The sequence below is a fragment of the Streptomyces sp. NPDC101160 genome (genome assembly GCF_044768205.1).
Classification (GTDB): domain Bacteria; phylum Actinomycetota; class Actinomycetes; order Streptomycetales; family Streptomycetaceae; genus Streptomyces.
The window spans coordinates 249,119-272,790 of sequence record NZ_JBIWPJ010000011.1; the positions used below are offsets into that span (position 1 = coordinate 249,119).

At 72.7% G+C, this 23,672-nt stretch carries 25 protein-coding genes; 9 read left to right on the plus strand and 16 right to left on the minus strand.

Translation table 11 applies throughout. The features are described from left to right. Window positions 1-66 precede the first annotated feature (66 nt). The 3 genes from ACIRSU_RS32520 (at window position 67) to ACIRSU_RS32530 (ending at window position 3,590) form a co-directional block, all read left to right on the plus strand. On the plus strand, window positions 67-879 hold the full coding sequence (locus ACIRSU_RS32520) for a class I SAM-dependent methyltransferase (RefSeq protein ID WP_403799889.1): 813 nt from the start codon (window positions 67-69) through the stop codon (window positions 877-879). Window positions 880-1,081: 202 nt separating this feature from the next. Beyond that, the gene (locus ACIRSU_RS32525; protein ID WP_403799892.1) at window positions 1,082-2,137 is read left to right on the plus strand and encodes an NlpC/P60 family protein; all 1,056 of its coding nucleotides are present in this window, start codon (window positions 1,082-1,084) and stop codon (window positions 2,135-2,137) included. Window positions 2,138-2,288: 151 nt separating this feature from the next. After that, the gene (locus ACIRSU_RS32530) at window positions 2,289-3,590 is read left to right on the plus strand and encodes a PP2C family protein-serine/threonine phosphatase (RefSeq protein WP_403799895.1); all 1,302 of its coding nucleotides are present in this window, start codon (window positions 2,289-2,291) and stop codon (window positions 3,588-3,590) included. Window positions 3,591-3,622: 32 nt separating this feature from the next. Here ACIRSU_RS32530 and ACIRSU_RS32535 read toward each other — a convergent pair whose 3' ends face one another. From ACIRSU_RS32535 to ACIRSU_RS32550, 4 genes are all read right to left on the minus strand, one after another. Further along, complete coding sequence (locus ACIRSU_RS32535) at window positions 3,623-3,961, minus strand: DUF2516 family protein (protein ID WP_403800103.1); 339 nt, start codon at window positions 3,959-3,961, stop codon at window positions 3,623-3,625. A 104-nt stretch (window positions 3,962-4,065) separates the two neighbouring features. Next, window positions 4,066-4,584 (minus strand): hypothetical protein, encoded by a 519-nt coding sequence (locus ACIRSU_RS32540; protein WP_403799898.1) that lies wholly within the window; start codon window positions 4,582-4,584, stop codon window positions 4,066-4,068. Window positions 4,585-4,606: 22 nt separating this feature from the next. After that, window positions 4,607-4,987, minus strand: a complete 381-nt coding sequence (locus ACIRSU_RS32545; RefSeq protein WP_403799900.1) for a helix-turn-helix domain-containing protein — start codon at window positions 4,985-4,987, stop codon at window positions 4,607-4,609. A 145-nt stretch (window positions 4,988-5,132) separates the two neighbouring features. Next, on the minus strand, window positions 5,133-7,526 hold the full coding sequence (locus ACIRSU_RS32550; RefSeq protein ID WP_403799903.1) for an ATP-binding cassette domain-containing protein: 2,394 nt from the start codon (window positions 7,524-7,526) through the stop codon (window positions 5,133-5,135). 151 nt (window positions 7,527-7,677) lie between these two features. Between ACIRSU_RS32550 and ACIRSU_RS32555 the strand changes: the two genes are divergently transcribed. Further along, on the plus strand, window positions 7,678-8,112 hold the full coding sequence (locus ACIRSU_RS32555) for a helix-turn-helix transcriptional regulator (protein WP_403800106.1): 435 nt from the start codon (window positions 7,678-7,680) through the stop codon (window positions 8,110-8,112). A 10-nt stretch (window positions 8,113-8,122) separates the two neighbouring features. Further along, the gene (locus ACIRSU_RS32560; protein ID WP_403799905.1) at window positions 8,123-8,551 is read left to right on the plus strand and encodes a VOC family protein; all 429 of its coding nucleotides are present in this window, start codon (window positions 8,123-8,125) and stop codon (window positions 8,549-8,551) included. On the opposite strand, the gene ACIRSU_RS32565 is transcribed toward ACIRSU_RS32560, so the two are convergent. After that, window positions 8,532-9,053 carry an HAD domain-containing protein gene (locus tag ACIRSU_RS32565; protein ID WP_403799908.1) on the minus strand — a complete coding sequence of 174 codons (522 nt, stop codon included), beginning with the start codon at window positions 9,051-9,053 and terminating at the stop codon, window positions 8,532-8,534. The two genes, ACIRSU_RS32560 and ACIRSU_RS32565, sit on opposite strands and share 20 nt — an antisense overlap. Before the next feature lie 78 nt (window positions 9,054-9,131). Between ACIRSU_RS32565 and ACIRSU_RS32570 the strand changes: the two genes are divergently transcribed. The 3 genes from ACIRSU_RS32570 (at window position 9,132) to ACIRSU_RS32580 (ending at window position 12,188) form a co-directional block, all read left to right on the plus strand. Continuing rightward, window positions 9,132-9,617, plus strand: a complete 486-nt coding sequence (locus tag ACIRSU_RS32570) for a MarR family winged helix-turn-helix transcriptional regulator (protein WP_403799911.1) — start codon at window positions 9,132-9,134, stop codon at window positions 9,615-9,617. 88 nt (window positions 9,618-9,705) lie between these two features. After that, window positions 9,706-11,142: an MFS transporter gene (locus ACIRSU_RS32575; RefSeq protein ID WP_403799914.1), complete on the plus strand. Its 1,437-nt coding sequence runs from the start codon at window positions 9,706-9,708 to the stop codon at window positions 11,140-11,142. Further along, window positions 11,139-12,188: a helix-turn-helix transcriptional regulator gene (locus ACIRSU_RS32580; RefSeq protein ID WP_403799917.1), complete on the plus strand. Its 1,050-nt coding sequence runs from the start codon at window positions 11,139-11,141 to the stop codon at window positions 12,186-12,188. The genes ACIRSU_RS32575 and ACIRSU_RS32580 overlap by 4 nt, the downstream gene beginning before the upstream one ends. Here ACIRSU_RS32580 and ACIRSU_RS32585 read toward each other — a convergent pair. The 4 genes from ACIRSU_RS32585 to ACIRSU_RS32600 all read right to left on the minus strand — a co-directional run bounded on the left by ACIRSU_RS32585 (window position 12,103) and on the right by ACIRSU_RS32600 (window position 17,060). Next, a complete protein-coding gene (locus ACIRSU_RS32585) occupies window positions 12,103-14,160 on the minus strand; it encodes a HelD family protein (protein ID WP_403799920.1) in 2,058 nt (685 codons plus the stop codon). The two genes, ACIRSU_RS32580 and ACIRSU_RS32585, sit on opposite strands and share 86 nt — an antisense overlap. Before the next feature lie 91 nt (window positions 14,161-14,251). Then, entirely contained in the window at window positions 14,252-14,935 is a 684-nt protein-coding gene (locus tag ACIRSU_RS32590; RefSeq protein ID WP_403799922.1) for a TetR family transcriptional regulator, read from the minus strand. 22 nt (window positions 14,936-14,957) lie between these two features. Next, the gene (locus ACIRSU_RS32595) at window positions 14,958-16,208 is read right to left on the minus strand and encodes a GNAT family N-acetyltransferase (protein ID WP_403799924.1); all 1,251 of its coding nucleotides are present in this window, start codon (window positions 16,206-16,208) and stop codon (window positions 14,958-14,960) included. Between the two features lie 198 nt (window positions 16,209-16,406). Beyond that, entirely contained in the window at window positions 16,407-17,060 is a 654-nt protein-coding gene (locus ACIRSU_RS32600) for an ABC transporter substrate-binding protein (protein WP_403799927.1), read from the minus strand. A 129-nt stretch (window positions 17,061-17,189) separates the two neighbouring features. Here ACIRSU_RS32600 and dtd point away from each other — a divergent pair, with 129 nt between their 5' ends. After that, the gene (dtd, locus tag ACIRSU_RS32605) at window positions 17,190-17,615 is read left to right on the plus strand and encodes a D-aminoacyl-tRNA deacylase (RefSeq protein ID WP_403799929.1); all 426 of its coding nucleotides are present in this window, start codon (window positions 17,190-17,192) and stop codon (window positions 17,613-17,615) included. 96 nt (window positions 17,616-17,711) lie between these two features. On the opposite strand, the gene ACIRSU_RS32610 is transcribed toward dtd, so the two are convergent. The 7 genes from ACIRSU_RS32610 to ACIRSU_RS32640 all read right to left on the minus strand — a co-directional run bounded on the left by ACIRSU_RS32610 (window position 17,712) and on the right by ACIRSU_RS32640 (window position 23,635). After that, window positions 17,712-18,692, minus strand: a complete 981-nt coding sequence (locus ACIRSU_RS32610; RefSeq protein ID WP_403799931.1) for a YgfZ/GcvT domain-containing protein — start codon at window positions 18,690-18,692, stop codon at window positions 17,712-17,714. A 10-nt stretch (window positions 18,693-18,702) separates the two neighbouring features. Further along, window positions 18,703-19,140: a Fur family transcriptional regulator gene (locus tag ACIRSU_RS32615; RefSeq protein ID WP_403799932.1), complete on the minus strand. Its 438-nt coding sequence runs from the start codon at window positions 19,138-19,140 to the stop codon at window positions 18,703-18,705. Window positions 19,141-19,189: 49 nt separating this feature from the next. Further along, the gene (locus tag ACIRSU_RS32620) at window positions 19,190-19,582 is read right to left on the minus strand and encodes a zinc ribbon domain-containing protein (RefSeq protein ID WP_403799935.1); all 393 of its coding nucleotides are present in this window, start codon (window positions 19,580-19,582) and stop codon (window positions 19,190-19,192) included. A gap of 402 nt (window positions 19,583-19,984) precedes the next feature. Beyond that, a complete protein-coding gene (locus ACIRSU_RS32625; protein WP_403799938.1) occupies window positions 19,985-20,557 on the minus strand; it encodes an FABP family protein in 573 nt (190 codons plus the stop codon). A gap of 278 nt (window positions 20,558-20,835) precedes the next feature. Next, complete coding sequence (locus tag ACIRSU_RS32630) at window positions 20,836-21,576, minus strand: hypothetical protein (protein ID WP_403799940.1); 741 nt, start codon at window positions 21,574-21,576, stop codon at window positions 20,836-20,838. 353 nt (window positions 21,577-21,929) lie between these two features. Then, a complete protein-coding gene (locus ACIRSU_RS32635) occupies window positions 21,930-22,793 on the minus strand; it encodes a hypothetical protein (RefSeq protein ID WP_403799943.1) in 864 nt (287 codons plus the stop codon). Then, window positions 22,790-23,635 (minus strand): hypothetical protein, encoded by an 846-nt coding sequence (locus ACIRSU_RS32640; RefSeq protein ID WP_403799946.1) that lies wholly within the window; start codon window positions 23,633-23,635, stop codon window positions 22,790-22,792. Before ACIRSU_RS32640 ends, ACIRSU_RS32635 begins: the two co-directional genes overlap by 4 nt. Window positions 23,636-23,672: the final 37 nt, after the last annotated feature.

The window sequence follows — 23,672 nt, forward strand, 5'->3', positions numbered from 1 at the left end:
AGGGCCGCGGCAGGACCCGGTCAGGACCTGGTCAGGGCCTCCACCAGCACCCTTTACGCTCGTTTCATGGCATCCCGCACTCCCCGCACGGTCGGCGCCCGGCCCGTCGGCACGGTCACCCGCGGGACCACCAACCCCAACCGGCTGCGCCGCCAGGACCGCTGGATCGCCGCCGTGCACGGCCCGGCGCTGCGCCGCTCCGACGCGCCGCCCGTCGCCGTCGACCTCGGCTATGGCGCCGCGCCCTGGACCGCCGTGGAGCTGCTCTCCCGGCTGCGCACCGCCGACCCCCGCACCCTTCTCTACGGCATCGAGATCGAGCCGGCCCGGGTCGCCGCCGCGAAGCCGTACGAGTGCGAGGGCCTGGAGTTCCGGCACGGCGGTTTCGAGGTGCCGGTGCCCGGCGAGGTCGCGCTGATCCGGGCCGCGAACGTGCTGCGGCAGTACGACGAGGAGCAGGTCGCCGCGGTCTGGGAGCGCCTGTGCGGCCGCCTCGCGCCCGAGGGCCTCCTCGTCGAGGGGACGTGCGACGAGATCGGCCGGCGGCACGTGTGGGTGGCGCTCGACCGCTCGGGGCCGCGGACGGTGACCTTCGCGACCCGGCTCGGCTCGCTCGACCGGCCCTCCGACCTGGCCGAGCGGCTGCCCAAGGCGCTGATCCACCGGAACGTGCCGGGCGAGCCGGTGCACGCGTTCCTGCGGGACTTCGACCGGGCGTGGGCGGCGGCGGCCCCGTTCGCCTCGCTGGGCGCGCGGCAGCGCTGGATCCGCACCGTACGCGATCTGGCGGCCGACTGGCCGCTGACGGACGGCCCGCGGCGGTGGCGGCAGGGCGAGGTGACGGTGCGGTGGGAGGCGCTGGCGCCCAACTCCCGGTGAATTCCCGCCCGGTGGGGAGCGTCGTCGGGCGCCATGGGGAACGCAACAGGAGCAACGCACGTCACCACTAGGGGGGAGTGACCCGACAGGCCCGGCCTTCCCCTGTTGTTTTCCGGTTGCACATGGCACTATCGCCAAGGTCACGACCAAGTTACTGACGGTAAATCAGCTACATTCATGCAGGTCACTTGAGGGGGAGCCAGTGAACCGACGCCGCCACGCCATCGCCACGCTCACCGTGGTCTGCGCCCTGACGGTGCTCGCCTCGCCGGCGCTCACCCTCCAGGCCGCCGCGGCCCCGCTCCCCCCGCCGCCGAAGCAGCCGCAGAAGACCCTCGAAGAGGTCCGCGAGGAGATCGACGAGCTCTACCGGCAGGCCGCCGTCGCCACCGACGCGTACAACCTCGCCGAGGAGAAGACCAAGGAGCAGTCCGCCGAGATCGTGCAGCTGGCCCGGATGATCGTGGCCGGCCAGCAGAAGATCGCGGACCTCAAGGCCCGGGCCGGCGCCACGGCGCGCGCCCAGTACCGCAACGGCGGTCTGCCGGACGGCGCCCAGCTCGTCCTCACCAACGACCCCCAGCTCTTCCTCGACAACGCGGGCCGGCTCAAGGAGGGCCAGAAGGCCACCACCGACCTGCTCGCCGAACTGACGCAGACCCAGGCGGAGTTGACCACCTACGCCAAGGACGCCAGCGACAACTGGACCAAGCTGGAGGCCAACCGGGTCAAGCAGGCCAAGGCGAAGAAGGAGATCAACGACAAGATCGACGCGGCGAAGAAGCTGGAGTCCCAGCTCGCCGCCGAGGAGCGGGCCCGGCTGCTCGCCCTGGAGCAGCAGGCGCAGTACCGGGCGCAGACCAAGTGGCTCGACTCGGGCATCCTCAGGGACCTGAACCAGCAGGCCACCCCGGCCGGCAGGCGGGCGGTGGAGTTCGCCACCGCGCAGATCGGCAAGCCGTACGTGTGGGGGGCCGAGGGCCCGGGCTCGTACGACTGCTCCGGGCTCACCCAGTCCGCCTGGGGCGCCGCCGGCCTGTCCATCCCGCGCACCTCGCAGGAGCAGTGGCGACTGCTCAAGCACGTGGACATCAAGGACATGCGGCCCGGCGACCTGATCGTCTACTACAAGGACGCCAGTCATATCGGGATGTACGTGGGGAACGGGGCGATCGTGCACGCGCCGCGCCCCGGGCGGAACGTGACGCTCACGGGCGCGGGCACGATGGAGATCCTGGGCGTCGTCCGCCCGGAGTGACGTTTCTCATCGGAACAGGTGCCAACCTCCCCATCCGCGGCATATGCCAAGGCGTTCCGGCGGTCCGCTCTGTGATCGCCATTCCGCTGCGGCGCACGGGCCCGCTATGGTCGGTCCCCGGCCCTCGGGGGGAGGGAAGGAAACCAGACCGATGCCCGTACCCGTACCGCGCCAGAGAATCGATTCTCCCGCGGCACCCGGAACGCCCGGCACCACCGCCACGAACGCTGGCACCGGTGGCACCGCCACCGACCTCACGCTCCTCGTCGTCGAGGACGACCCGGCGGGCCCGCTCGCCGTACCCGACATGCTCGACGCGGCCGGCCCCCGGCTCCGCGTCCGCACCGCCCGCAACCTCACCGAGGCCGAGCGGCTGCTCACCGACGACGTGCACTGCGTCCTGGTCGACCTCGCCCTGCCCGCACCCCGTGGCGCCGAGGACGACCCGCTCGCGCCGCTCCGGCACATCCTGCGGCTCGCGCCGCGCCACGCCGTCCTCGCCCTCGCCGCCTCCGCGGACGCGGAACTCGCGGCCGAGGCGGTACGGGTCGGGGCGCAGGACCACCTCTTCCGCGAGGAGCTCGACGGGCGGCTCCTCAGCCGGGCCATCCGGTACGCGGTCGAGCGCAAGCGCGCCGACGCCGTGCAGGTCAAGCTCACCGAGTCCCGGCTGCGCGCCCAGGAGAACGCCCGCCTGGAGCGCGGCCTGCTGCCGACCCCGCTCCTGGAGGGCTCCGAGCTCCGCTTCGCCGCCCGCTACCGGCCCGGCCGGTCCCGCGCGCTGCTCGGCGGTGACTTCTACGACACCGTCCGCACCTCCGACGGCACCGTCCACGCCATGATCGGCGACGTCTGCGGACACGGCCCGGACGAGGCCGCGCTCGGCGTGGAGCTGCGGATCGCCTGGCGGGCGCTGACCTTCGCGGGCCTGTGCGGGGACGAGCTGCTCTCCACGCTCCAGCAGGTCCTGGAGCACGAGCGGGAGAGCGACGAGATCTTCGCGACGCTCTGCACGGTCGACATCGCGCCCGGCGGGCGCCGGGCCGGGCTCTGCCTGGCCGGCCACCCCGCGCCGCTGATCGCCCGGCACGGCCTGCCGGCCCGGCTCCTGCCCTACGACGAGGGCGGCCCGGCCCTCGGCCTGCTGCCGCGCGCCCGCTGGCCGCGCCGGCAGGTGGAGCTGGGGGCGAGCTGGAGCCTGCTGATGTACACGGACGGCCTCATCGAGGGCCGTTCGGCTGGCCCGGGTTCGCCGCGGCTCGGCCAGGACGGGATGGTCGAGATGATCAACCGGCAGCTGGCGGCGGGGCTGCGCGGCGAGGAGCTGCTCGACGCGGCCGTGACGGAGGTGCGCGAGCTGAACGGCGGGGAGCTGACGGACGACGTGGCGGTGCTGGCGCTGGAACTGGACCGGGTAGGGGACCTGGTACGGGACAGGGCCCGGGGTCAGTGACCCCGGGCCCTGTGCCCTGTGATCCGTAACCGCTACCGGCCGCCGTTGTAGGGGCCGTACGGTCCGTCGCTGCTCGACCCGCCGCGCCGGCCGCCGCCGCCGGAGACCTGACGGAGGGCCGGCCGCACGTCGACCATGAAGACGATGGCGGCGATGAGCCCGGCGATCTGCAGGAACAGCATCGGCAGCAGCACGTTGAGGAGCAGGTTGATCCCGAGCAGGATCAGCCAGAACTTCTTGGTCTGCTTGTCGGCGGCACGGTAGGCGTCCTCGCGGGCCATCGCGGCGAAGACGAACGCGGCGACGGCGAAGCCGGTGAAGACCAGGAAGGTCACCAGGGAGAGGATCGAGTCGAAGCCGTTCGCCAACATGCTGAGCACCGCCTAGGTGTGTGGGTGGAGCGCCTCGCGGCCAAGGTACCCGTTACAACGCGCCGGACACCGGTTTCGTGCCCGGAGCGGGGGCCAAGTGGGGACTACTCGCCGCTTTCGGCGGCAACGGCCTTCTTGGCGGGCGCCTTACGGGTGGAGGCCTTGCGGGCGGCGGGCTTGGGAGCCTCGGCGTCGGCCTCGGCCTTCGGCCGCGGCTCGGGGTCCGGCTCGACGACGACGGCGATCTCGGTGATCTCCTCGGCGACCTCGCCACGCCACGCCTTGACGGCCTCCTCGCCGTGCGCGGCGAGCTCCTCGTACTTCTCGCGCGCCTTCACCGCGTACTCGGCGGCGACGCCGACCCCGCGCAGCGCCAGGTCCTGAGCCTGCTCGCCCAGCTTCTTCAGGTCGGTGTCGATGCCGCCCACGAACTCGGCGAACTTCGCCTGCGCCTTCTCCTGCACCGCCTTCGGGTCCGTCTTCTTCACGGCCTCGATCCGCGCGGGCGCCTCGGCGGCGAGCTGCTCGATCAGCCCGGGCACCTTCTTAGCCTGCTGCACGGCGAGGTCGGCGGTGCCGGCGGCGAAGTAGAGGGGGGTACGCAGTTCGTCGATGATGGCCATGGTCGTGGTCCTCCCGGAAGTTCTACGTGTCGGTGGGCTGCTGCTCAGCGTCGTTCTCGGCGGCGTTCTCCTTGCGGAAGGAGTCGTAGATCTGGAGCAGCACCTGCTTCTGCCGCTCGTTGATCGAGGGATCGGCCAGGATGACGGCGCGCGTCTCCAGCTCGTCCCGGTCCTTCTCGTCGAGGATCCCGGCGCGCACGTACAGCGTCTCGGCGGAGATCCGCAGGGCCTTGGCGACCTGCTGCAGCACCTCCGCGCTGGGCTTGCGCAGCCCCCGCTCGATCTGACTCAGATACGGATTCGACACCCCCGCGGCCTCGGCGAGCTGCCGCAGGGACAGCTGCGCCGTGCGCCGCTGCTCGCGGAGGTACTCACCGAGATTGCCGACGTTGAGCGATGCCATGCCTCGACCCTGCCAGCTGCCGCTAACTATTGCAAGCAGGCGCTTGCAATAGTTCTGTTACGCGGTCGCCTCAACCCCCGCCCCGCCAGCCGCGTCCCCGCGCAGCCGCCCGTACATCACCATGTCCCGCCGCGCGCCCCCGCCGTCAGGCCCCGACGTACTCCGCCAGGTGCTCCCCCGTCAGCGTCGAGCGGGCCGCGACCAGGTCCGCCGGAGTGCCCTCGAAGACGATGCGGCCGCCGTCGTGGCCGGCGCCGGGGCCGAGGTCGATGATCCAGTCGGCGTGGGCCATGACGGCCTGGTGGTGTTCGACGACGATGACGGACTTGCCGGAGTCGACGAGGCGGTCGAGGAGGCCGAGGAGCTGTTCGACGTCGGCGAGGTGGAGGCCGGCGGTGGGCTCGTCGAGGACGTAGACGCCGCCCTTGTCGCCCATGTGGGTGGCCAGCTTGAGCCGCTGGCGCTCGCCGCCGGAGAGGGTGGTGAGCGGCTGGCCGAGGCTGAGGTAGCCGAGGCCGACGTCGGCGAGGCGCTCCAGGATGCGGTGGGCGGCCGGGGTGCGGGCTTCGCCGGCGCCGAAGAACGCCTCGGCCTCCTCGACGGACATGGCGAGGACCTCGGCGATGTTCCGGCCGCCGAAGCGGTATTCGAGGACCGAGGCCTGGAAGCGCCTCCCCTCGCACTCCTCGCACACCGTGGACACCCCGGCCATCATCGCCAGGTCCGTGTAGACGACCCCGGCGCCGTTGCAGGTCGGGCAGGCGCCCTCCGAATTGGCGCTGAACAGCGCGGGCTTCACGCCGTTGGCCTTGGCGAACGCCTTGCGGATCGGGTCGAGGAGCCCGGTGTACGTCGCCGGGTTGGAGCGCCGCGAGCCGCGGATCGCGCCCTGGTCGACCGACACCACGCCCGCGCCCGCCGCCTGCGGCTGCCGGCACAGTGAGCCGTGCACCAGCGAGCTCTTGCCGGAACCGGCGACACCGGTGACGACGGTGAGGACGCCGAGCGGGATGTCGACGTCGACGTCGCGCAGGTTGTTCGCGCTCGCGCCGCGCACTTCGAGGACGCCGGTCGGCTTCCGTACGGAGTCCTTGATCGCCGCCCGGTCGCCGAAGTGCCGGCCCGTGACCGTGTCACTGGCCCGCAGCGCGTCGACGGTCCCCTCGAAGCAGACGCTGCCGCCCGCCGTACCCGCGCCGGGCCCGAGGTCCACGACATGGTCGGCGATCGCGATGGTCTCCGGCTTGTGCTCGACGACGAGGACCGTGTTGCCCTTGTCGCGCAGCCGCAGCAGCAGGCCGTTCATGCGCTGGATGTCGTGCGGGTGCAGTCCGGTGGTCGGCTCGTCGAAGACGTACGTGACGTCCGTGAGCGACGACCCGAGGTGCCGGATCATCTTCACGCGCTGCGCCTCGCCGCCCGAGAGCGTGCCGGAGGGACGGTCGAGCGCGAGATAGCCGAGGCCGATCTCCACGAACGAGTCGAGGGTCTGCTGGAGCGTCGCGAGCAGCGGCGCCACCGACGGGTCCTCGACACCGCGCACCCACTCCGCGAGGTCGCTGATCTGCATCGCGCACACGTCGGCGATGCTCTTCCCGCCGATCTTCGACGAACGGGCGCCCTCGTTGAGGCGGGTGCCGTCGCAGTCGGGGCAGACGGCGAAGGTGACCGCGCGCTCGACGAAGGCGCGGACGTGCGGCTGGAGGGAGTCGACGTCCTTCGACAGCACGGACTTCTGGAGCTTGGGGATCAGGCCCTCGTAGGTGAGGTTGATGCCCTCGACCTTGATCTTGGTCGGCTCGCGGTGCAGGAGGTCGTTCAGCTCGCGCTTGGTGTAGCGGCGGATCGGCTTGTCCATGTCGAAGAAGCCGCTGCCGGCGAAGATCCGGCCGAACCAGCCGTCCATGCTGTAGCCGGGGATCGTCAGCGCGCCCTCGGCGAGCGACTTCGTGTCGTCGTACAGCGCCGTGAGGTCGATGTCGGAGACCGCGCCGCGGCCCTCGCAGCGCGGGCACATGCCGCCGGTGATGCTGAAGCTGCGCCGCTCCTTGACCGTCCGGCCGCCCTTCTCCACGGAGACGGCGCCGGCGCCGCTGACGGAGGCGATGTTGAAGGAGAACGCCTTCGGGCCGCCGATGTGCGGCGTGCCGAGGCGGCTGAAGAGGATCCGGAGCATGGCATTGGCGTCGGTGGCGGTGCCGACGGTGGAGCGCGGGTCACCGCCCATCCGCTGCTGGTCGACGGTGATCGCGGTGGTCAGACCGTCGAGGACGTCGACGTCGGGGCGGCCGAGGGAGGGCATGAAGCCCTGGACGAAGGCGCTGTACGTCTCGTTGATCAGCCGCTGCGACTCGGCGGCGATCGTGTCGAAGACGAGGGAGCTCTTGCCGGAGCCGGAGACGCCGGTGAAGACGGTGAGCCGGCGCTTCGGCAGCTCGATGCTGACGTCCTTGAGGTTGTTCTCGCGCGCGCCGTGCACGCGGATCATGTCGTGGCTGTCGGCGGCGTGCGACGGCTTGCTCGTCGGCGGCTTGCTCATCGTGTCTCCTCGGTGGTGGCTCGCCCAGCCAGGCTAGGCGGGGCGGGCGGCCGGTGCTTCTCGATTCCTGACCGACCCGGGTCGGTCGTGGCAGGCTGGGACCGTGACGCCGACGCTCGACGACCTGGTGAGACTGCGCCGCGCGCGGGACATGATCGACCGCGACTACGCGGAGCCGCTCGACGTGCCGGCCCTTGCGCGGGCCGCGCTGATGTCGGCCGGGCACTTCCAGCGGAGCTTCCGGGCCGCGTACGGGGAGACGCCGTACAGCTACCTCATGACCCGGCGGGTCGAGCGGGCGAAGGCGCTGCTGCGGCGCGGCGACCTGAGCGTGACGGAGGTGTGCTTCGCGGTCGGGTGTACGTCGCTCGGGTCGTTCAGCACGCGTTTCGCGGAGCTGGTCGGGGAGAGCCCGAGCGCGTACCGGGCGCGGAACCACGAGGCGGGCGAGCCGATCCCGGCGTGCGTGGCGAAGTTCCTGACACGCCCGACCAGGGCGCCGCGACAGCCCGTCCCCGGCTCCGGCTCCGGCTCCCGTGCGGAACCGGTCAGGAACGGAGAAGCGGAAAGCCCGGCGGGCTCCTAACGTCGGTTCCATGAACACGAACGCCACCACCATCAACCTGTCCCAGTGCTTCATCGCCGTCGACGACCACGACAAGGCGCTCGCCTTCTACCGCGACGCCCTCGGCCTCGAGGTCCGCAACGACGTCTCCTTCGAGGGCATGCGCTGGGTCACCGTCGGCTCGCCGACCCAGCCGGACGTCGAGATCGTCCTCGAACCCCCGCTCGCCGACCCCAACGCCCCGGCCGCCGACCGCCAGGCCGCCGCCGAACTCCTCGCCAAGGGCATGCTGCGCGGCGTCATCTTCCGCACCGACGACGTCGACGCCGCCTTCGAACGCATCCGCGCGGCGGGCGGCGAGGTCCTCCAGGAGCCCATGGACCAGCCCTACGGCGTCCGCGACTGCGCCTTCCGCGACCCCGCGGGCAACATGCTCCGCTTCAACCAGCCCCGCTCCTGACCGCACCCCCGCCCCCGAGGCCGGCCACCCAGCCCGCGACGGCCGCGTAGTCCGCCTCGCCGAGGCCCGTACGCGGATCCACCCGGTGCAGCAGAGCCGGCGCCGGGTGGTGGGCGGCCGTCCAGGCGCGGTCGGGGGCGGTGATCTCGTCGTCGAGCCAGACGTACGCACGGCCGCCCGCCCAGGCTGAGAGAGCGCGGGTCTTCCAGTGCAGCCCCGCGGCCACGTCGGTGAGGTCGTCGTCCGGCCAGTCGACCACGGGCAGCGGCCGCAGCCCGAGCCGCGGCGCGAGCAGCTCGTTGGCGTCGGGGCCCCAGGTGGTCGCCCAGACGAGCTCGCAGCCGAGTGCGCCGAGGCGCGGGCCGTGAGCCGGGTCGAGGCGCTGGAGCAGGGGGTGGGTGTCCTGGGGCGGGACGGGGGCGTAGGAGGGATACGGGGTGGGGGCGCCGAAGGGGATCAGGGGGCCGTCCACGTCGAGGAAGAGCAGGACCGAGGGCCGCATGGGGTCAGCCTGGCACGTCGGGTCACTCGTACGCTCGTCGATAATCCGTGACGAAACGGTTCTCGTTACCCTGGCCGTATGACTGCCATGGCGCCCGCCCGTACCGAGCCCGACCTCTCCTACCTCCTCGACCACTCCAGTCATGTCCTGCGCAGCCAGATGGCGGCCCGGCTCGCCGAGATCGGGCTGACGGCGCGTATGCACTGTGTGCTGGTGCACGCGCTGGAGGAGGAGCGGACGCAGGCGCAGCTCGCGGAGATCGGGGACATGGACAAGACGACGATGGTCGTGACCGTGGACGCGCTGGAGAAGGCGGGGCTCGCGGAGCGGCGGGCGTCGAGTGCGGATCGGCGGGCGCGGATCATCGCGGTGACCGAGGAGGGGGCGAAGGTCGCGGCGCGGAGTCAGCGGATCGTGGACGAGGTGCACCAGGCCGCGCTCGGGGCGCTGCCGGAGGAGGAGCGGGAGGTGTTGGTGCGGGCGCTGAACCGGCTGGTCACGGGGCATCTGGAGACCGCCGTCGAGGGGCCGCGCACCGCTCGGCGGGCGCGCCAGAAGAGCTGAGGACCAACCTCGTTCCGAGATAGATGGTCTACAACAAAACTATCTGTTAGCGTTCTTCCTGTCGCCACATCCGACAGGAGACCCCGCCATGCGCACCTCCCGGTGGACCGCCCTCGCCGTCCTCGCCACCTCCCTCCTCATGACCGTCCTCGACGGCAGCATCGTCACCGTCGCCATGCCCGCCATCCAGGCCGACCTCGGCTTCACGCCCGGCGGCCTCAGCTGGGTCGTCAACGCCTACCTCATCGCCTTCGGCGCCCTGCTCCTCCTCGCCGGCCGCCTCGGCGACCTGATCGGGCGCAAGCGGATGTTCCTCGCCGGCACCGGACTCTTCACCGCCGCCTCCGTCCTCGCCGGCGCGGCCGCCACCCCCGCCGTCCTCGTCGCCGCCCGCTTCCTCCAGGGCGTCGGCAGCGCGATGGCCTCCGCCGTCAGCCTCGGCATCCTCGTCACGCTCTTCACCGAACCCCGCGAACGCGCCCGCGCCTTCGCCGTGTTCGGCTTCACCGGCGCCGCCGGCGCGTCCATCGGGCAGGTCGCCGGCGGGCTCCTCACCGACGCCCTCGCCTGGAACTGGATCTTCTTCATCAACCTCCCCATCGGCGCCGCCGCCCTCCTCCTCGCGCTCCCCGCCCTCCCCAAGGACCCCACCGGGACCACGCGGGGCTCCGCCGACGTCATCGGCGCGCTGCTCGTCACCTCCGGCCTGACCACCGGCATCTACGCCGTCGTCAAGATCGAGGAGTACGGGGTCACTTCGGCCCACACCCTCGGACTCGGCGCCCTCGCGCTCGTCCTCCTCGCCGGCTTCCTCGTCCGCCAGGCCACCGCCGCCCAGCCCCTGATGCCGCTGCGGATCCTGCGCTCCCGCGCCGTCGCCGGCGCCAACCTCGTGCAGATGCTGATGGTCGCCGCCCTCTTCTCCTTCCAGATCCTCGTCGCCCTCTACCTCCAGAAGGTCCAGGGCTACGGCGCCGCCGGGACCGGGCTCGCGATGCTGCCCGCCGCCGCCGTCATCGGCGCCGTCTCGCTCGGCCTCGCCGCCCGCCTCATCACCCGCTTCGGCGAGCGGAACGTCCTCCTCACCGGCCTCGTCCTGCTCTTCGGCGTCCTCGGCCTGCTGACCCGCGCACCCGTCCACGCCTCGTACGCCGTGGACCTGCTCCCGGTGATGCTGCTCGCCGCCGGCTTCGGGCTCGCGCTGCCCGCGCTCACCGGGCTCGGCATGTCCGGGGCGAGCGAGGAGGACGCCGGCCTCGCCTCGGGCCTGTTCAACACGACCCAGCAGATCGGCATGGCCGTCGGCGTCGCCGTCCTCTCCACCCTGGCCAACGCCCGCACCGAGACCCTCACCGCCGCCGGCCGGCCCGTCGCCGAGGCGCTCACCTCCGGCTACCACCTCGCCTTCGCCGTCGGCGCCGCACTGCTCGTCGCCGCCTTCACCGTCGCCTTCCTCCTCCTGCGCACCGAGAAGCCCGCACCGGCCGCACCGGCCACCCCGCAAGCGCTGACAATGGCCGGGTGAGAGCCGACCGACTCGTCGCCGCCCTGCTCTTCCTCCAGACCCGGGGCCGGCACGACAGCCCCGTCACCGCGGCCGAACTCGCCGCCGAGCTGGAGGTGTCCGAGCGCACCGCCCGCCGCGACCTCGAAGCCCTGGCCGCCGCCGGAATCCCCGTCTACTCGACGGCGGGCAAGGGCGGCGGCTGGCGTCTGGTCGGCGGCGCACGCACCGACCTGACCGGCCTCACCGCCCCCGAGATCCGCGAGCTGTTCCTCCTCGCCGGGCCCGGCGCCGACACCACCACACTGCGCAAACTCGTCCGCGCCCTGCCCGCACCGCTCCGCCCCGGCGCCGAGGCCGCCGCACAGGCCGCGGTCACCGACACCAACGACTGGACCGGCACCGGAACCGAACCGCCCCACCTCCACGCACTCCGCCAGGCCGTCGTCGACGGCGTCCAGGTCCACATCGGCTACGCCCGCCCCGGCCGCGAGCCGAGCAGCCGGCTCGTCCACCCGCTCGGCATCGCCGCCAAGGCCGGAGTGCCGTATCTGGTGGCCGGGACCGGCGCCCGCACGCACGACGAGCTCCGCACCTACCGGATCAGCCGCGTCACCTCCGTCACCACGACCACCGAACCCGTCGCCCGGCCCGCGGACTTCGACCTCGCCACCACCTGGCGCGCCCTCGCCGCGCGCATGGAGGACCGGATGGTGGCCGCCACCGTCCGGGGCCGGGCCGCGCCCGGCACGGAAGGACTCCTGGAGGGGCTGTTCGGCGGGCGGATACGGTACGGGGCGCCGGAACGGGAACCGGGCGCGCCGGGCCGCGCAGCGCCGGGCCGGGCCGGCTGGTACGCCGTCGAGATCGACGGGCCCTCCCCCGAGGTCGTCGCCGCCCAGGCCGCCGGGCTCGGCGCCCGCATCGAGCTCACCGACCCGCCCGAGGCCCGTGCCGCCCTCGCCCGGATCGGCGCCGAACTCACCCGGATATACGGCCCGCCCGCCCCAGCGCCGCCGGCAACGGCTCACGGTGCACCACGTCGAGCCGCGACACCGCGCGCGTGAGCACCACATACAGCCGATGCAGCCCGCGCGGTTCGGCCGCGACGATCGCCGCGGGCTCGACGACCACCACGTGGTCGTACTCCAGGCCCTTGGCGAGGGACGCCGGGACGACCGCGACCCGCTCGCCGAAGTCATGGGCCGCCAGTCCGGCCACCGCCTCGTCCGCCGCGATCACGCCCACCGAGCCCTCCTCCTCCAGCGCCTCCCGTACCGCCTGAACCACGCCGTCCATGAGGTCCTCGGCCTGACGTATGGTCACCGCCCCGCCGGCCCGCAGCGAACGCCCCGCCGGCACGCCCGCGCCCAGCTCCGGAAGGAGCCGGTTGGCGAGCTCGACGACGGCGGCCGGGACGCGGTAGCCGGTGTTCAGCGGCACCAGAGCGGCGTCGGGCTTGCCCAGGTGCTGCAGTTGCTCGCGCCAGTCGCGGGCGGCCCACGGCGTGGTGCCCTGCGCGAGGTCGCCGAGGATGGTGAGCGAGCCGAAACCGGCGCGCCGGGCGATGGCCCGGCACTCCATGGGCGACAGGTCCTGGGCCTCGTCGACGACGACATGCCCGTACCCCTCGGGGCGCTCGACAAGCCCGGCGAGTTCGTCGAGCAGGACGACGTCGGCGGCGCTCCAGCGGGCACTGCGGTACGAGCGCGGGGGCTTCGCCCAGCGGATCGCCTCCCGCTCCCACTCGGCGAGCAGCGGATCCCGCGGCTCCGTCAGCACCTCGGCGAGCACCTCCTCCGGGGTGGCCTTGGGCCAGCAGGCGTCCACGCACGCCGACACCGGCCGGGCCCGCTCGATCCTGCGCACCCAGGCGGCGCCGAGTACCCCGGCCCGCCGCTCCGCCCGCAGTTGCAGCGCCCGCACGATCCGGGCCCGGACCCGCTCGCGGCCGGTCGCATAGGGCGGGGCCTCCTCCCGTACCGCCGCGACGATCTCGGCCAACTCGTGGGCCGGCACCCGCCACTGGTACGAGCCGTCCGGCACGGCCAGGTCCTCGGCCGGCGCCGGGTCCACCCGCGCGTACAGCGCCCGGCACAGCACCTCCGCCATCCGCGCGTCGTGCTTGACCCGGGCCGCGGCCTCGCCGTCCTCCGCCCGCACCTCGTGCCGGGCGATCTCCTCGTGCACCGTGGACTGGCGCACACCGGTCTCGCCGAGCGCGGGCAGCACCTCGGAGATGTAGGAGAGGAAGGTGCGGTTCGGGCCGAGGACGAGGAGTCCGGAGCGCTGGAGCCGCTGCGGGTGGGTGTAGAGGAGAAAGGCGGCGCGGTGCAGGCCGACGGCGGTCTTGCCGGTGCCCGGCGCGCCCTGCACGCAGATCGACTCGGCGGGCCCGGCCCGTACGAGATCGTCCTGCTCGGGCTGGAGGGTCGCGGCGATGTCCCGCATGGGACCGACGCGAGGGCGCTCGATCTCCCCGGCCAGGATCGTGCCGGGCCCCACCGGCCCGGGTCCCACCGGCCCGCGCCCCGAGTCCGGCCCGGGGCCCGACCCCGGGTCCCGCCCCGTCGATCCCTGGCCCGGCTGCCCCGCCGCCAGGTGCTCGTCCTCCAGGGCGGTCAGATCCTCCGACGCGCCCAGGCTGCCCGGCGCCCAGCCGAACCGGCGCCGCCGCACCACGCCCAACGGGTCCTGCGGCCCCGCCTGGTAGTACGCGCGGGAGACCGGCGCTCGCCAGTCCACGACGAGCGGCGGCGCGGCCGGATGCTCGGCGATCCGGCGCCGCCCTATGTGGTGGACCTGCCCGTCCTCCCGGTCGAGCCGGCCGAAGAAGAGCGGGCCCGGCGGCATCTCGCGGAACACCTTGGCGCGGCTGCGCAGGTGGCGGCCGAGGGCTTCGGCGTCGGCGCCGGACGCGGCGGTGTCCTCGCCTATGACGACCTGCTCCTCGACGCCCTCGGTCATACGGACGAGGGCGGCGCGGCAGGCGTCGTGATGGTCGCGTTCGAGGTCGAGGTCATGCCGGAGGAGCTTCATACCTCCAGACTACCCGCAAAGCATTACTCGGTAACGTTTTTTACCCGGTGATTTTTCGATTGGCTTCTCGGCCACCCCCGCCCCATCCGGCTCAGTACGGGAGGCCCTCCGCCAGTCGCCGGAACGCCAGCTCCGTCGCCGCCACCGCCCCCGGCAGCACCTCTTCCACCCGCTCCCCCGCCTCCACCCGCCGCACGTTCTCGTGCGCCAGGACCCGCAGCACCGCCACGATCTGCGCCGCCGCGAGCCGCGCCGCCAGCGGGTCGTCGCCACCCTCGGATTCCCCGCCCGCCGGCTCCCCGCCCGCCTGGGCCTCGCCCGCCGGGCCCCTGAGCGCCGGGCCCCCGAGCGCCGCCGCGAGCGCCTCCTCCGAGCGGCCCTGGTACGCGGACATCCGGGCGACCAGCGCAGGCGTGCCGTACAGCAGGCGCAGGAAGGCGAGCACGCGCGGATCGCCGTTCAGGCCCGTCACCGGGTCGCGCCGCTCCAGCCCCGCGAGCACGTGGTCGCGCAACGCGTCGAGCGGCGGCACGCCCGCCGCACGCGCGGCGGCCACCACCCGGGCCGGCTCGTCCTCGTGGTCGGCGAACCGGTAGAGCGCCAGGTCCTCCTTGGCCGGGAAGTAGCGGAACAGCGTCGGCTTCGACACCTCCGCCGCCGCCGCGATCTCCGCGACCGACACCGCGTCGAAGCCCCGCTCCAGGAACAGCTCGACCGCGGTGTCCGACAGCGTCCGCCGCGTCCGCTCCTTCTTCAGCTCCCGCAGCCCGCTCACGGCATCCTCCACGCGCTCTCGATCAGAAGATGTCCATACTCCACGGCCGCCGCGAGGTCCGCAGCAGCAGGTCCGCCCGCGCCGCCGCCCCGGCCGCGGCCTCCTCCACCCGGCCGAGCGCCCCGAGCCGTACCGCCGACTCGTCGCCGAGCACCAGCGTCGCCAACTCGGCCACGTCCAGGACCAGATCGGGCGCCGCCGTCGTCGGCGTGCACGAGCCGCCCTCCGGGGACGCGTCGAGCCGGTAGCGCCCGCCCGCGAGGCCGGCCGCGTCCCGCACGTCCAGGACGAGGCTGCCCTCGGTCGCGTACGTCCGCGGTTCGAGAACCTTCGGCACGTCCAGGATCCGCAGCCACAGCATGTCCGCGTGGGTGACGACCTGCGCGGCGCGCGGGTCGGGCAGCAGCAGCGGCAGGACGTCGTCGGGGGCGCGGTAGCCGGTGCGGACCCGGGTGATCCAGTCGACCGAGCAGACGAACCGCCACAGCGCGCGCTCCGCGGCGGGCGTGACGGCCACCAGGTCGCGCACGCTCGCCGTGTTGACCGGCTGCTTCTGGTCGCTCCACTTGTCGTCGACGGTGTACGCGACATAGCCCTCGATCTCGCCGGCGGCGGACCGGTAGACGGCGTAGAACGGCTCGGTCCACGGCTCGAAGTGGTACGAGTTCCCGGTGCCGATGTCCCAGCCGCGCGCCGTGCGGTCGGTGACCCCGGCGCGCTGCGCGGCGAAGCGCCGGTGCAGCGCCGGGCCCTCCTTGCGGATCTCGGCGCCGTCGGAGAAGTCGATGCGCCCGCCGCCGTCCGCCTCCCCCGGCCCGGACCAGCGGCCGTCCAGTCCGGAGCGGGTCACGTCGACGAGCCACTCGGTGGCCCAGCTCGCGACGCCGAAGCCGAACCGCCCGTATATCGGGTACTCGGCCGCGATCAGCGTCGCGCACGCGTCGCCGCGTTCCTTCGCCCGCGCCAGGTCGCCCGCCATCATCCGGCTGAGCAGGCCGCGCCTGCGGTGGGTCGCGGAGACGGTGACCCCGCTGACCGCGCTGGCGGCGAGGTCCGCGCCGCCGACCGTGGACAGCTTCTGGGCGAAGGAGTGGAAGGTGGCGACGATCCGGCCGCGGTCGAAGGCGCCGTAGGCACGGGTCAGGTCCGTGTGCGGCAGCCGGTCGGCGACCTCCTCGTCCTTGACCACCGGAGGGTTGAGGAAACCGAGCCGCTTGGTCAGCAGCCAGTCGCGGAACTCGGACTCGTCGATCGCGCGCACCTCAAGGCTCATCCTTCGAGGCTATGCGGGCGGCGAAGCCGGGCGCACGCGAGTTTCCCGCGGGCACGGGGAGCTCACGGTCCGGCAGGCCCGGGGAGCTCCGCTCCCGCAGCCACGGGGAGCCCCGTTCGCGCAGGCGCGGGGAGCCCCGGCAGGCCCGGGGAGCTCCGCCATGCCCGGGGAGTTCACGTTCCCGCAGGCCCGGGGAGTTCACGCCAGCAGGTCGTCGACCTGCGCCTCGCCCTCCCGGTAGCGGCGGGCGATCTCCGCGCTGCAGTCGTCCGCCGTCCGCTGGAGCTGGTGCCGGCGCCGGGAGACCTGCTGCTCGTACCCCGCGAGCCGCGCCATCGCCGTGTGCAGCTCCTCGTCCGTACGGGCCGTCAGGTCCGACAGCTCGACCTCCGACAGCATCTCGGCCGCGAGCCGCCGGTACTCCTCGCCGCGCGGCGTCGACAGCGTCACGTGCCGCACCGACGTACGGTGCCGCGACGGGGCGTCCGCGAGGATCTCCGACAGCCGGTCGAGCAGCGGCGTCTCCGCACCCGCCGCACCCGCCCGCGCCCCGGGGTCCGCGGACGCCGGGTCGGTGCGGCGCGCCAGCTCGGCGCGCAGGATGTCGATCCGGCCCTGGAGCATCCGCCGTACGTAGCTCAGATCGGCCTCGTCGCTCTGCGCCTCGCGGCGCAGCGTCCGCAGCTCGGGCAGCCGCAGCGCGCCGAGCTCGGGCTGCGGCCGCTCCGGCAGGTCGGGCTCGGCGGTCCGCTGCACGGGCGGGCGCCCGACGGATCCGTCGACGGAACCGCCGGAACCGCGGGTCAGGCGTACGGGACCGGACGGCGTGTGCCCGGTGCCAGGTGTACTCATGAGAATCGTCCCCTCGACCGGTGCGGTCGGCCGCACCGCCTGAGAGGCATGGTGCCACTCGCGCCCCGGCCGACGCAGGCGGTCTGCACCCGTTCGGCCCTGCCCGTATCAGTCTGTAGGTTGGTCCGTATGCGAGCAGTGGTGCAGAGGGTCGACGGCGCGAGCGTCGTCGTCGCAGGGGAGACCGTCGGCGAGATCGTCGGCGAAGGGCTGTGCGTGCTGGTCGGGGTGACCCACGACGACACGCCGGAGAAGGCCGCACAATTGGCCAGAAAGCTCTGGTCCGTCCGGGTGCTGGAGGGCGAGAAGTCCTGCTCCGACGTGAACGCGCCGCTGCTCGTCATCTCCCAGTTCACCCTCTACGGAGACGCCCGCAAGGGCCGCCGCCCCACCTGGAATGCCGCCGCGCCCGGCCCGGTCGCCGAACCGCTGGTCGACGAGGTGGTCGCACAGCTGCGGGCGCTCGGCGCGCACGTGGAGACGGGCCGGTTCGGAGCGGACATGCGCGTCTCGCTCACGAATCACGGCCCGTTCACGGTGCTACTGGACATCTGACAGCCGGTTCACGGCTCGGCGGTACGGCTCAACCGCTACGGCTCAAGCGATACGGCCCAGGCGGTACGGCTCAACCGCTACGGCCCAGGCGTATGCCTACGGCTCGACGATCGTCTCCTGCGCGGCCGCCGTCGTGCCCGCGATCAGCTCGGCGTCCACCGGCACGTTCCGCTTCACCAGCGCGAGGGCGATCGGGCCCAGCTCGTGATGGCGCACCGCGGTCGTGACGAAGCCCAGCTGGCGGCCCTCCGCCCCGTCGGCGGCGAGCCGGACCGGGTCGCCGTGCGCCGGCAGGTGCACCTCGCTGCCGTCCAGGTGCAGGAAGACCAGGCGGCGCGGCGGCTTGCCCAGGTTGTGGACGCGGGCGACCGTCTCCTGGCCGCGGTAGCAGCCCTTCTGGAGGTGGACGGCGCTGCCGATGACGCCGATCTCGTGCGGGATGGTCCGGTGGTCGGTCTCGAAGCCGAGCCGCGGCCGGTGCTGCTCGACGCGCAGCGCCTCGTACGCGAGGATGCCGGCGGCCGGCCCGTGCGAGGCGGCGAAGGACTCCAGGTCCGCGCGCGGCAGGAACAGGTCGCGGCCGTGCGCCGTCTCCCGTACGACCACGCCCTCGGGCGCGGCGGCGATGGAGCCGGCCGGCAGGTGGACCACGGCGAAGTCGTCGGTGCGGTCGGCGACGTCGACCCGGTAGAAGAACTTCATCGACTCCAGGTACGCGATGAGCTCGGCCTGGGTGCCCGGCTCGACGTGCGCCCACACCGTCTCGCCGTCGTCGACGAGGTACAGGGCGTGCTCGATGTGTCCGTTCGCGGAGAGGATCAGCGCGTCCGTGGCCTGGCCGACGGGGAGGGCGCTGACGTGCTGGGTGAGCAGCAGGTGCAGCCAGCTCAGCCGGTCGGCGCCGGTGACGGCGACGACACCGCGGTGCGACAGGTCGACGAAACCGGTGCCGTCGGCAAGGGTCCGCTGCTCGCGGAACAGGTCGCCGTAGTGGGCGGCGACTCCTTCGTCACGGCCTTCGGCGGGGACGGCGCCGGGCAGGGACAGCAGTGGGCTGAGCTTTGAATGTCGCTGCATGGATGAAAGCCTACGACTCCGCGGCGGCGTGCTTTCGTGCGCAGTCCCCGCACTGGCCGAAGATCGCGAAGTGCTTCATGTCCGTCTCGAAGCCGAAGGTCTCGCGGAGCTTGCCGGTGAAGTCGGCCGCGACCTCCACGTCCGCCTCGATGACCTCCGAGCAGTCCCGGCAGACCAGGTGCAGATGGTGGTGCCGGTCGGCCAGGTGGTAGGTCGGCGCCCCGTGCCCCAGATGGGCATGGCTGACCAGACCGAGCTCCTCAAGGAGCTCCAGGGTCCGGTAGACGGTCGAGATGTTGACGCCGGAGGCGGTCTTGCGGACCTCGACGAGGATGTCGTCCGGAGTCGCGTGCTCCAGCGCGTCGACGGCCTCCAGGACAAGCTGACGCTGGGGCGTCAGCCGGTAGCCGCGCTGCCGCAGGTCGCTCTTCCAGTCGGTGCTCACCACGCCCCCCAGTTTGACATCCTCCGCCCCGCACAGGGAGCGGACTCCCGACTCAGGCCGCGTGCGACCCGGTGGGTGGTTGACGCTTCGCAGACCGGGTGCCCCCGAGGTCTCCACGTCCTGACACCGCCTGCCCGGCGGCGTGATCGATGTTGCGCCCCGCATTGGTGTCCGCGTGGGCCTCGAAGCCGCACCCGGGGTTCTTGCAGACGAAGCGGGCCTGGGTCTCCCGGCTGCCCGGCGTGATGCAGCCGCAGGCAGAGCAGCGGCGGGAGGTGTTCGGGGCGGGGACCTTGACCACGACGCCACCGCGCTCCGCCGCCTTGTACTCCAGCATCGCCACCGTCCTGCCCCATGCCTCACCGGCGATCGCCCGATTGATCCCGGCCTTCTGGCGGACGTTGCTGCCAGGTGCTTCCACGGTTCCCCCGGCGGACTTGACCATGCGTGTGACGGCCAGGTCCTCCACCCCGATGCGCGAGAACTTCTCGGCGATCTAGGTGGTGGTCTTGTGCTGCCAGTCGACCAATCGGCGCTTGGCTGTCGCGCGGAGCTGGGCGATCTGGCCGTACGTGCGCGCCAGGCGGCGTGAGTCGACGTCGCCGGACTTACGAGCCCGGCGCTTTCGCTCCCTGGTCTTCTCCAGTCGACGGAGCCGCTTGGTCTCGCCTTTGGTGAGCCAGGGGCCGTGTTCGCGGAAGGTGCCGTCGGACAGGGCGAGGGGCTTGGCGATGCCCCGGTCGATGCCAACGGTCGGGCCGGTGTGCGCAGCCGGTTCGGCGACCTCTCGCTGGACCGCCCGAGGGCCCGTCGGCGGCGGCCGACGGGCCCTCGGAAGCGCGGTTGCCTACTTGAAGAAGGCGATGCCGTCGTCCGGCATGTCGGGGAGGTTGCGCGCCATCTCGGCGACCTCCTCCGGGGTGACGACCTTCTTCAGGTGCGCCGACATGTAGGGGCGCAGCGGGACCTCGGGGGTGGCCTTCTCGCCGACCCACATGAGGTCGCTCTTGACGTAGCCGTAGAGGCGCTTGCCACCGCTGTACGGGCCGGAGGCCCCGGTGCGCGCGACGGCGTCGGTCGCGATGTCGATCTGCGGCTTCTGGTCGGCGAGCTCGCCGTACCAGACCTCGACGACGCCCTGGTCGCGGACCATGACGATCTCGACCTTGCGGTCCTTGTCGATGCGCCAGTAGCCGCTCTCGCTCTCCAGCGGGCGGACCTTGTTGCCGTCGGCGTCCAGGACCCACGAGTGCGAGTGGTACTCGATGAAGTCGCGGCCGTCGTGGCTGAACGTCACGGACTGGCCGAAGTTGCACTTCTCGGCGCCGGGGAAGTCGGACACGCCGGCGCCTTCCCACGTGCCCAGCAGGAACGCGAGGGGGACGAGCCCGGGATTGAGGTCGGACGGGATCTGGATCATGAGCAGCTCAGGCGATCTGTTCTCGTTCGGTTGTTTAGCGCTGGCCCTGGTACAGCTTCTTCACGGTCAGACCCGCGAAGGCGAGGACCGCGACACAGACGAGCGCCAGCAGAGTTTCGAAGAAGACGATCACTTGATGCTCCTCGGTGAGCGGTGAAGGCGGAACGGGCCGGACCCCAGCTTAGTGGGCGGGGGCCCGGCGCTCTCGGTGAGGTGGGTCTCGTACGTGATCTGTGCGCCGGCCCGTACGCGATCTCGTACGGGCTCACGTACGGCGATCAGCTGAGCAGCTGGTCCTGCAGGGTCACCGTCTGCTGGAACGGGACGGCCGCCGCCCCGCCCCTGCGGGACTGGACGATCAGGGCGAGCGTGTCGCCGGCCTGGATGTAGGACCAGCGGGTCTGCTCGGCGCCGTACGGCTTGGTCTCGGCGACCGTGTACACCGCCGTGTCGCCGGCGCGCATGTCGCTGCCGAGCGAGTCGCTCTCGACGGTCCCCGTGCCGTCCAGCGGCACGGTGTCCCGTGAGCCGCCGTTCAGCGCGTCGTCCTTGAACGCCTCCGAGAAGCCGACCGACTTGAACCGCAGCAGGTAGACGGCGCTCTTCGTGCCGTCCGGCATGGTCCAGGCGCGGGCGGCGACGTGGCGGAGGGCGGAGTCGTCGATGGCCTGCTTCAGGGCGCCGCGCCTGTCCTTCGGGTAGAGGGACAGATAGTCGTCGACGCTCACCCAGCCGCCGGCCCGCTTCGGGTCCACGGTCGCCCCGGCCGGCGCCGGCAGCACGAGCGCGCGCAGGTCGGCGTAGTGGATCTCGCCTTCGTTGCCGTCTGTGAAGGGGCGCGGGGCGCCCTCCGGCAGCGCGGGGAGGCTCAGCTTCGGGTACGCCCACCGGCCGTCGTTCGCGGTCGCGAGCCCGGGCACGTCGGTGCGGTCCATGGCCGTGATCCCGGCGGCGGTCCCGACGCCGAGGCCGCCGCAGACGACGAGCGCGGCGGTCCAGAGCGCGACGGCGCGCAGCACGCGCCCGCGGGGCTTCGCCGGGTCGGGGGCCGGGGCAGGGGTCGGAGCGGGGGCCGAAGCGGGGGCCGAAGCGGGGGCTTCGGAGGCTTTGGGGGCTTCGGGGGCTTCGGGAGCTTCGGGAGCTTCGGGAGCTTCGGGAGCTTCGGGAGCTTCGGGAGCTTCGGGAGCTTCGGGAGCTTCGGGAGCTTCGGAGGATGCTGCGGCCTCCGGGGTCTCCGGGGCCGCTGGCGCCTCGGGGGCCGCTGGCGCCTCGGGGGCCGCTGCCGCCTCAGGGGCCGCTGGCGCCTCGGCGGCCTCCGGGGTGGTCCTCAGCTCGGGAGCGGCCTGCGGCTCCGTCTCGCTCACGGTCTCGCTCATACGTACTCCCCCGGGGACTTGATGTGGTCGAGCTGCTTCTTCACCAGCTCGGCGACAGCGGACTTGTCGAAGGGCCGGCTGCCCGAGGCGTTGACCGAGACGTAGTACCCCGACTCGTTCGCGGAGCAGACCATGCCGTCCAGGCCCTCGTCGCCCTTGGTCTTCTTCGGCTTCGGCATCGCGAAGCAGGACGCGTTCTTGTGGTCCGCGATCTTCGGGCCCTTGGGGAACCCGAGCAGGTCGGCGATCTCGGCCTGCAGCCTGCGCAGATCGGCGCCGAACCGCTTGTCCTTCAGGTGCACGACCTGCACCTCGACCACGAGGTCGTCGTCCTCGGAGGCGTAGGAGCGCACGGCGATGCCCTGGATGCCGAGCTTCTCGATCCGCTTGTCGAAGTCGCGGCGCTTCTTTCCGGAGAGGCCCTTGCCCTGCTGCTCGACCAGGGCGATCGCGTCGCGCGCGGAGAGTTCGCCGTCGTTGCCGTAGCGGTCGACGTCCGGACCGAGCACGTACCCCTCGGGGACCGGCAGCAGCAGCTTGCTCAGCGGCGTCGAGGACTTGCCGTGGACGAGCGCGTCGGCGGCCGGGTCCTTGCTCTCCGCGTCGCTCGCCGCGTCCGGGGCCGGTTCCTCCCAGCCGATCGTGGGCGCGTGGCGCTCGGCTCCCGCCACGGTGACGCCGGTGTAGGTCCCGCCGGCGGCGAGGCCGAGCACGAGTACGCCGCCGAGGACGTACGGGAACAGGCGGCGGGGCCTGCGCTGCGCGCGTACGGGGGCGGGGGCGGGGGCGGGTACGTCCATGGCGGCGCCCTCGTCGAGGCCGGCGTCGGCGGCGGCGTTCGGGTTGGTTTCCTCGCTCACAGGCGCTCCAGCTGCCGCTCGGCCAGGGAGGAGATCTCCTTCTGGCTGATCTTCTTGGTGTCCGTCACGAAGATCTCGATCGCGACGTCGCCACGGTGGACGTACGCCCGGGCCTCGTAGATGTCGAGGTAGCCCGACTTGCGCTGCACCGGGAGCAGGTAGGTGCGCCCATCGGCACTGCCCTTGACCGGCTGGCCGTAACCGGCGTCGTGCTCCATGAACCCGCGCTGGTCCTCCGCGTGCTCGGCGGCGCCCAGAGTGCTGCCGGACCGGAACTGGACCAGGTTGATCTGGGTGAACCTGTACTCGCCCGTGCGCCAGCCCTCGCTGGCGACCCGGCGGATGCCGCCGTCCAGCAGGTACTGGAACTCGCCGGACGGCCCGTCGAAGTCCGAGGCGTACGAGGCGAGGCTCAGCCAGCCGTCCTCGGGAACGAAGTCGGCCTTCCTGGCCCCCGCCGGCTTCGGCAGCAGCAGCTTGCGCAGGTCCCCGTCGGTCTTCAGGCCGCGGTCCTCCGCCGCCGACAGCGGCTCCGGCTCCTTGCCCGTCGGGAGCGGCTTCGCCGGGTAGGCCAGGCCCTTCTGGTTGAGGGCCGGGAGCGGAGTGGGCTCCCGCTCGGCCTGGATGCCGTAGCCCACCGCCGTACCGCCGACGATGCCGAGCACGGCGGCGACGGCGATCAGCGCGACGGCGCGGCCGGCCCGGCGGCGCGGAGCCGGAACCGGCGCCAGAGCGGAAGCCGAAGGCTGATCAGTAGCAACAGTCGGCTGAGGAACCGGCGCGGGCGCGGGTATCGGCGCCGGCTCGGGCTCGGGCGCCGGGGTGATTTGAGCGGATCCCACCGCTTCTGATGCTTCCAAAGCAGTCCCCCCACGAGAC

Excerpts from the sequence above, each read along its gene's own strand:
- ACIRSU_RS32565 (WP_403799908.1), bottom strand. The coding sequence starts at position 9,053 with ATGCGGCCCTCGGTCCTGCTCTTCCTCGACGTGGACGGCCCCCTGATC.
- ACIRSU_RS32610 (WP_403799931.1), bottom strand. The coding sequence starts at position 18,692 with ATGCAGCGACATTCAAAGCTCAGCCCACTGCTGTCCCTGCCCGGCGCC.
- ACIRSU_RS32545 (WP_403799900.1), bottom strand. The coding sequence starts at position 4,987 with ATGGCATCGCTCAACGTCGGCAATCTCGGTGAGTACCTCCGCGAGCAG.
- ACIRSU_RS32560 (WP_403799905.1), top strand. The coding sequence starts at position 8,123 with ATGAACACGAACGCCACCACCATCAACCTGTCCCAGTGCTTCATCGCC.
- ACIRSU_RS32625 (WP_403799938.1), bottom strand. The coding sequence starts at position 20,557 with ATGATCCAGATCCCGTCCGACCTCAATCCCGGGCTCGTCCCCCTCGCG.
- ACIRSU_RS32550 (WP_403799903.1), bottom strand. The coding sequence starts at position 7,526 with ATGAGCAAGCCGCCGACGAGCAAGCCGTCGCACGCCGCCGACAGCCAC.
- ACIRSU_RS32530 (WP_403799895.1), top strand. The coding sequence starts at position 2,289 with ATGCCCGTACCCGTACCGCGCCAGAGAATCGATTCTCCCGCGGCACCC.
- ACIRSU_RS32555 (WP_403800106.1), top strand. The coding sequence starts at position 7,678 with ATGATCGACCGCGACTACGCGGAGCCGCTCGACGTGCCGGCCCTTGCG.
- dtd (WP_403799929.1), top strand. The coding sequence starts at position 17,190 with ATGCGAGCAGTGGTGCAGAGGGTCGACGGCGCGAGCGTCGTCGTCGCA.
- ACIRSU_RS32600 (WP_403799927.1), bottom strand. The coding sequence starts at position 17,060 with ATGAGTACACCTGGCACCGGGCACACGCCGTCCGGTCCCGTACGCCTG.
- ACIRSU_RS32595 (WP_403799924.1), bottom strand. The coding sequence starts at position 16,208 with ATGAGCCTTGAGGTGCGCGCGATCGACGAGTCCGAGTTCCGCGACTGG.
- ACIRSU_RS32520 (WP_403799889.1), top strand. The coding sequence starts at position 67 with ATGGCATCCCGCACTCCCCGCACGGTCGGCGCCCGGCCCGTCGGCACG.
- ACIRSU_RS32575 (WP_403799914.1), top strand. The coding sequence starts at position 9,706 with ATGCGCACCTCCCGGTGGACCGCCCTCGCCGTCCTCGCCACCTCCCTC.
- ACIRSU_RS32535 (WP_403800103.1), bottom strand. The coding sequence starts at position 3,961 with ATGTTGGCGAACGGCTTCGACTCGATCCTCTCCCTGGTGACCTTCCTG.
- ACIRSU_RS32540 (WP_403799898.1), bottom strand. The coding sequence starts at position 4,584 with ATGGCCATCATCGACGAACTGCGTACCCCCCTCTACTTCGCCGCCGGC.
- ACIRSU_RS32585 (WP_403799920.1), bottom strand. The coding sequence starts at position 14,160 with ATGAAGCTCCTCCGGCATGACCTCGACCTCGAACGCGACCATCACGAC.
- ACIRSU_RS32570 (WP_403799911.1), top strand. The coding sequence starts at position 9,132 with ATGACTGCCATGGCGCCCGCCCGTACCGAGCCCGACCTCTCCTACCTC.
- ACIRSU_RS32620 (WP_403799935.1), bottom strand. The coding sequence starts at position 19,582 with ATGGTCAAGTCCGCCGGGGGAACCGTGGAAGCACCTGGCAGCAACGTC.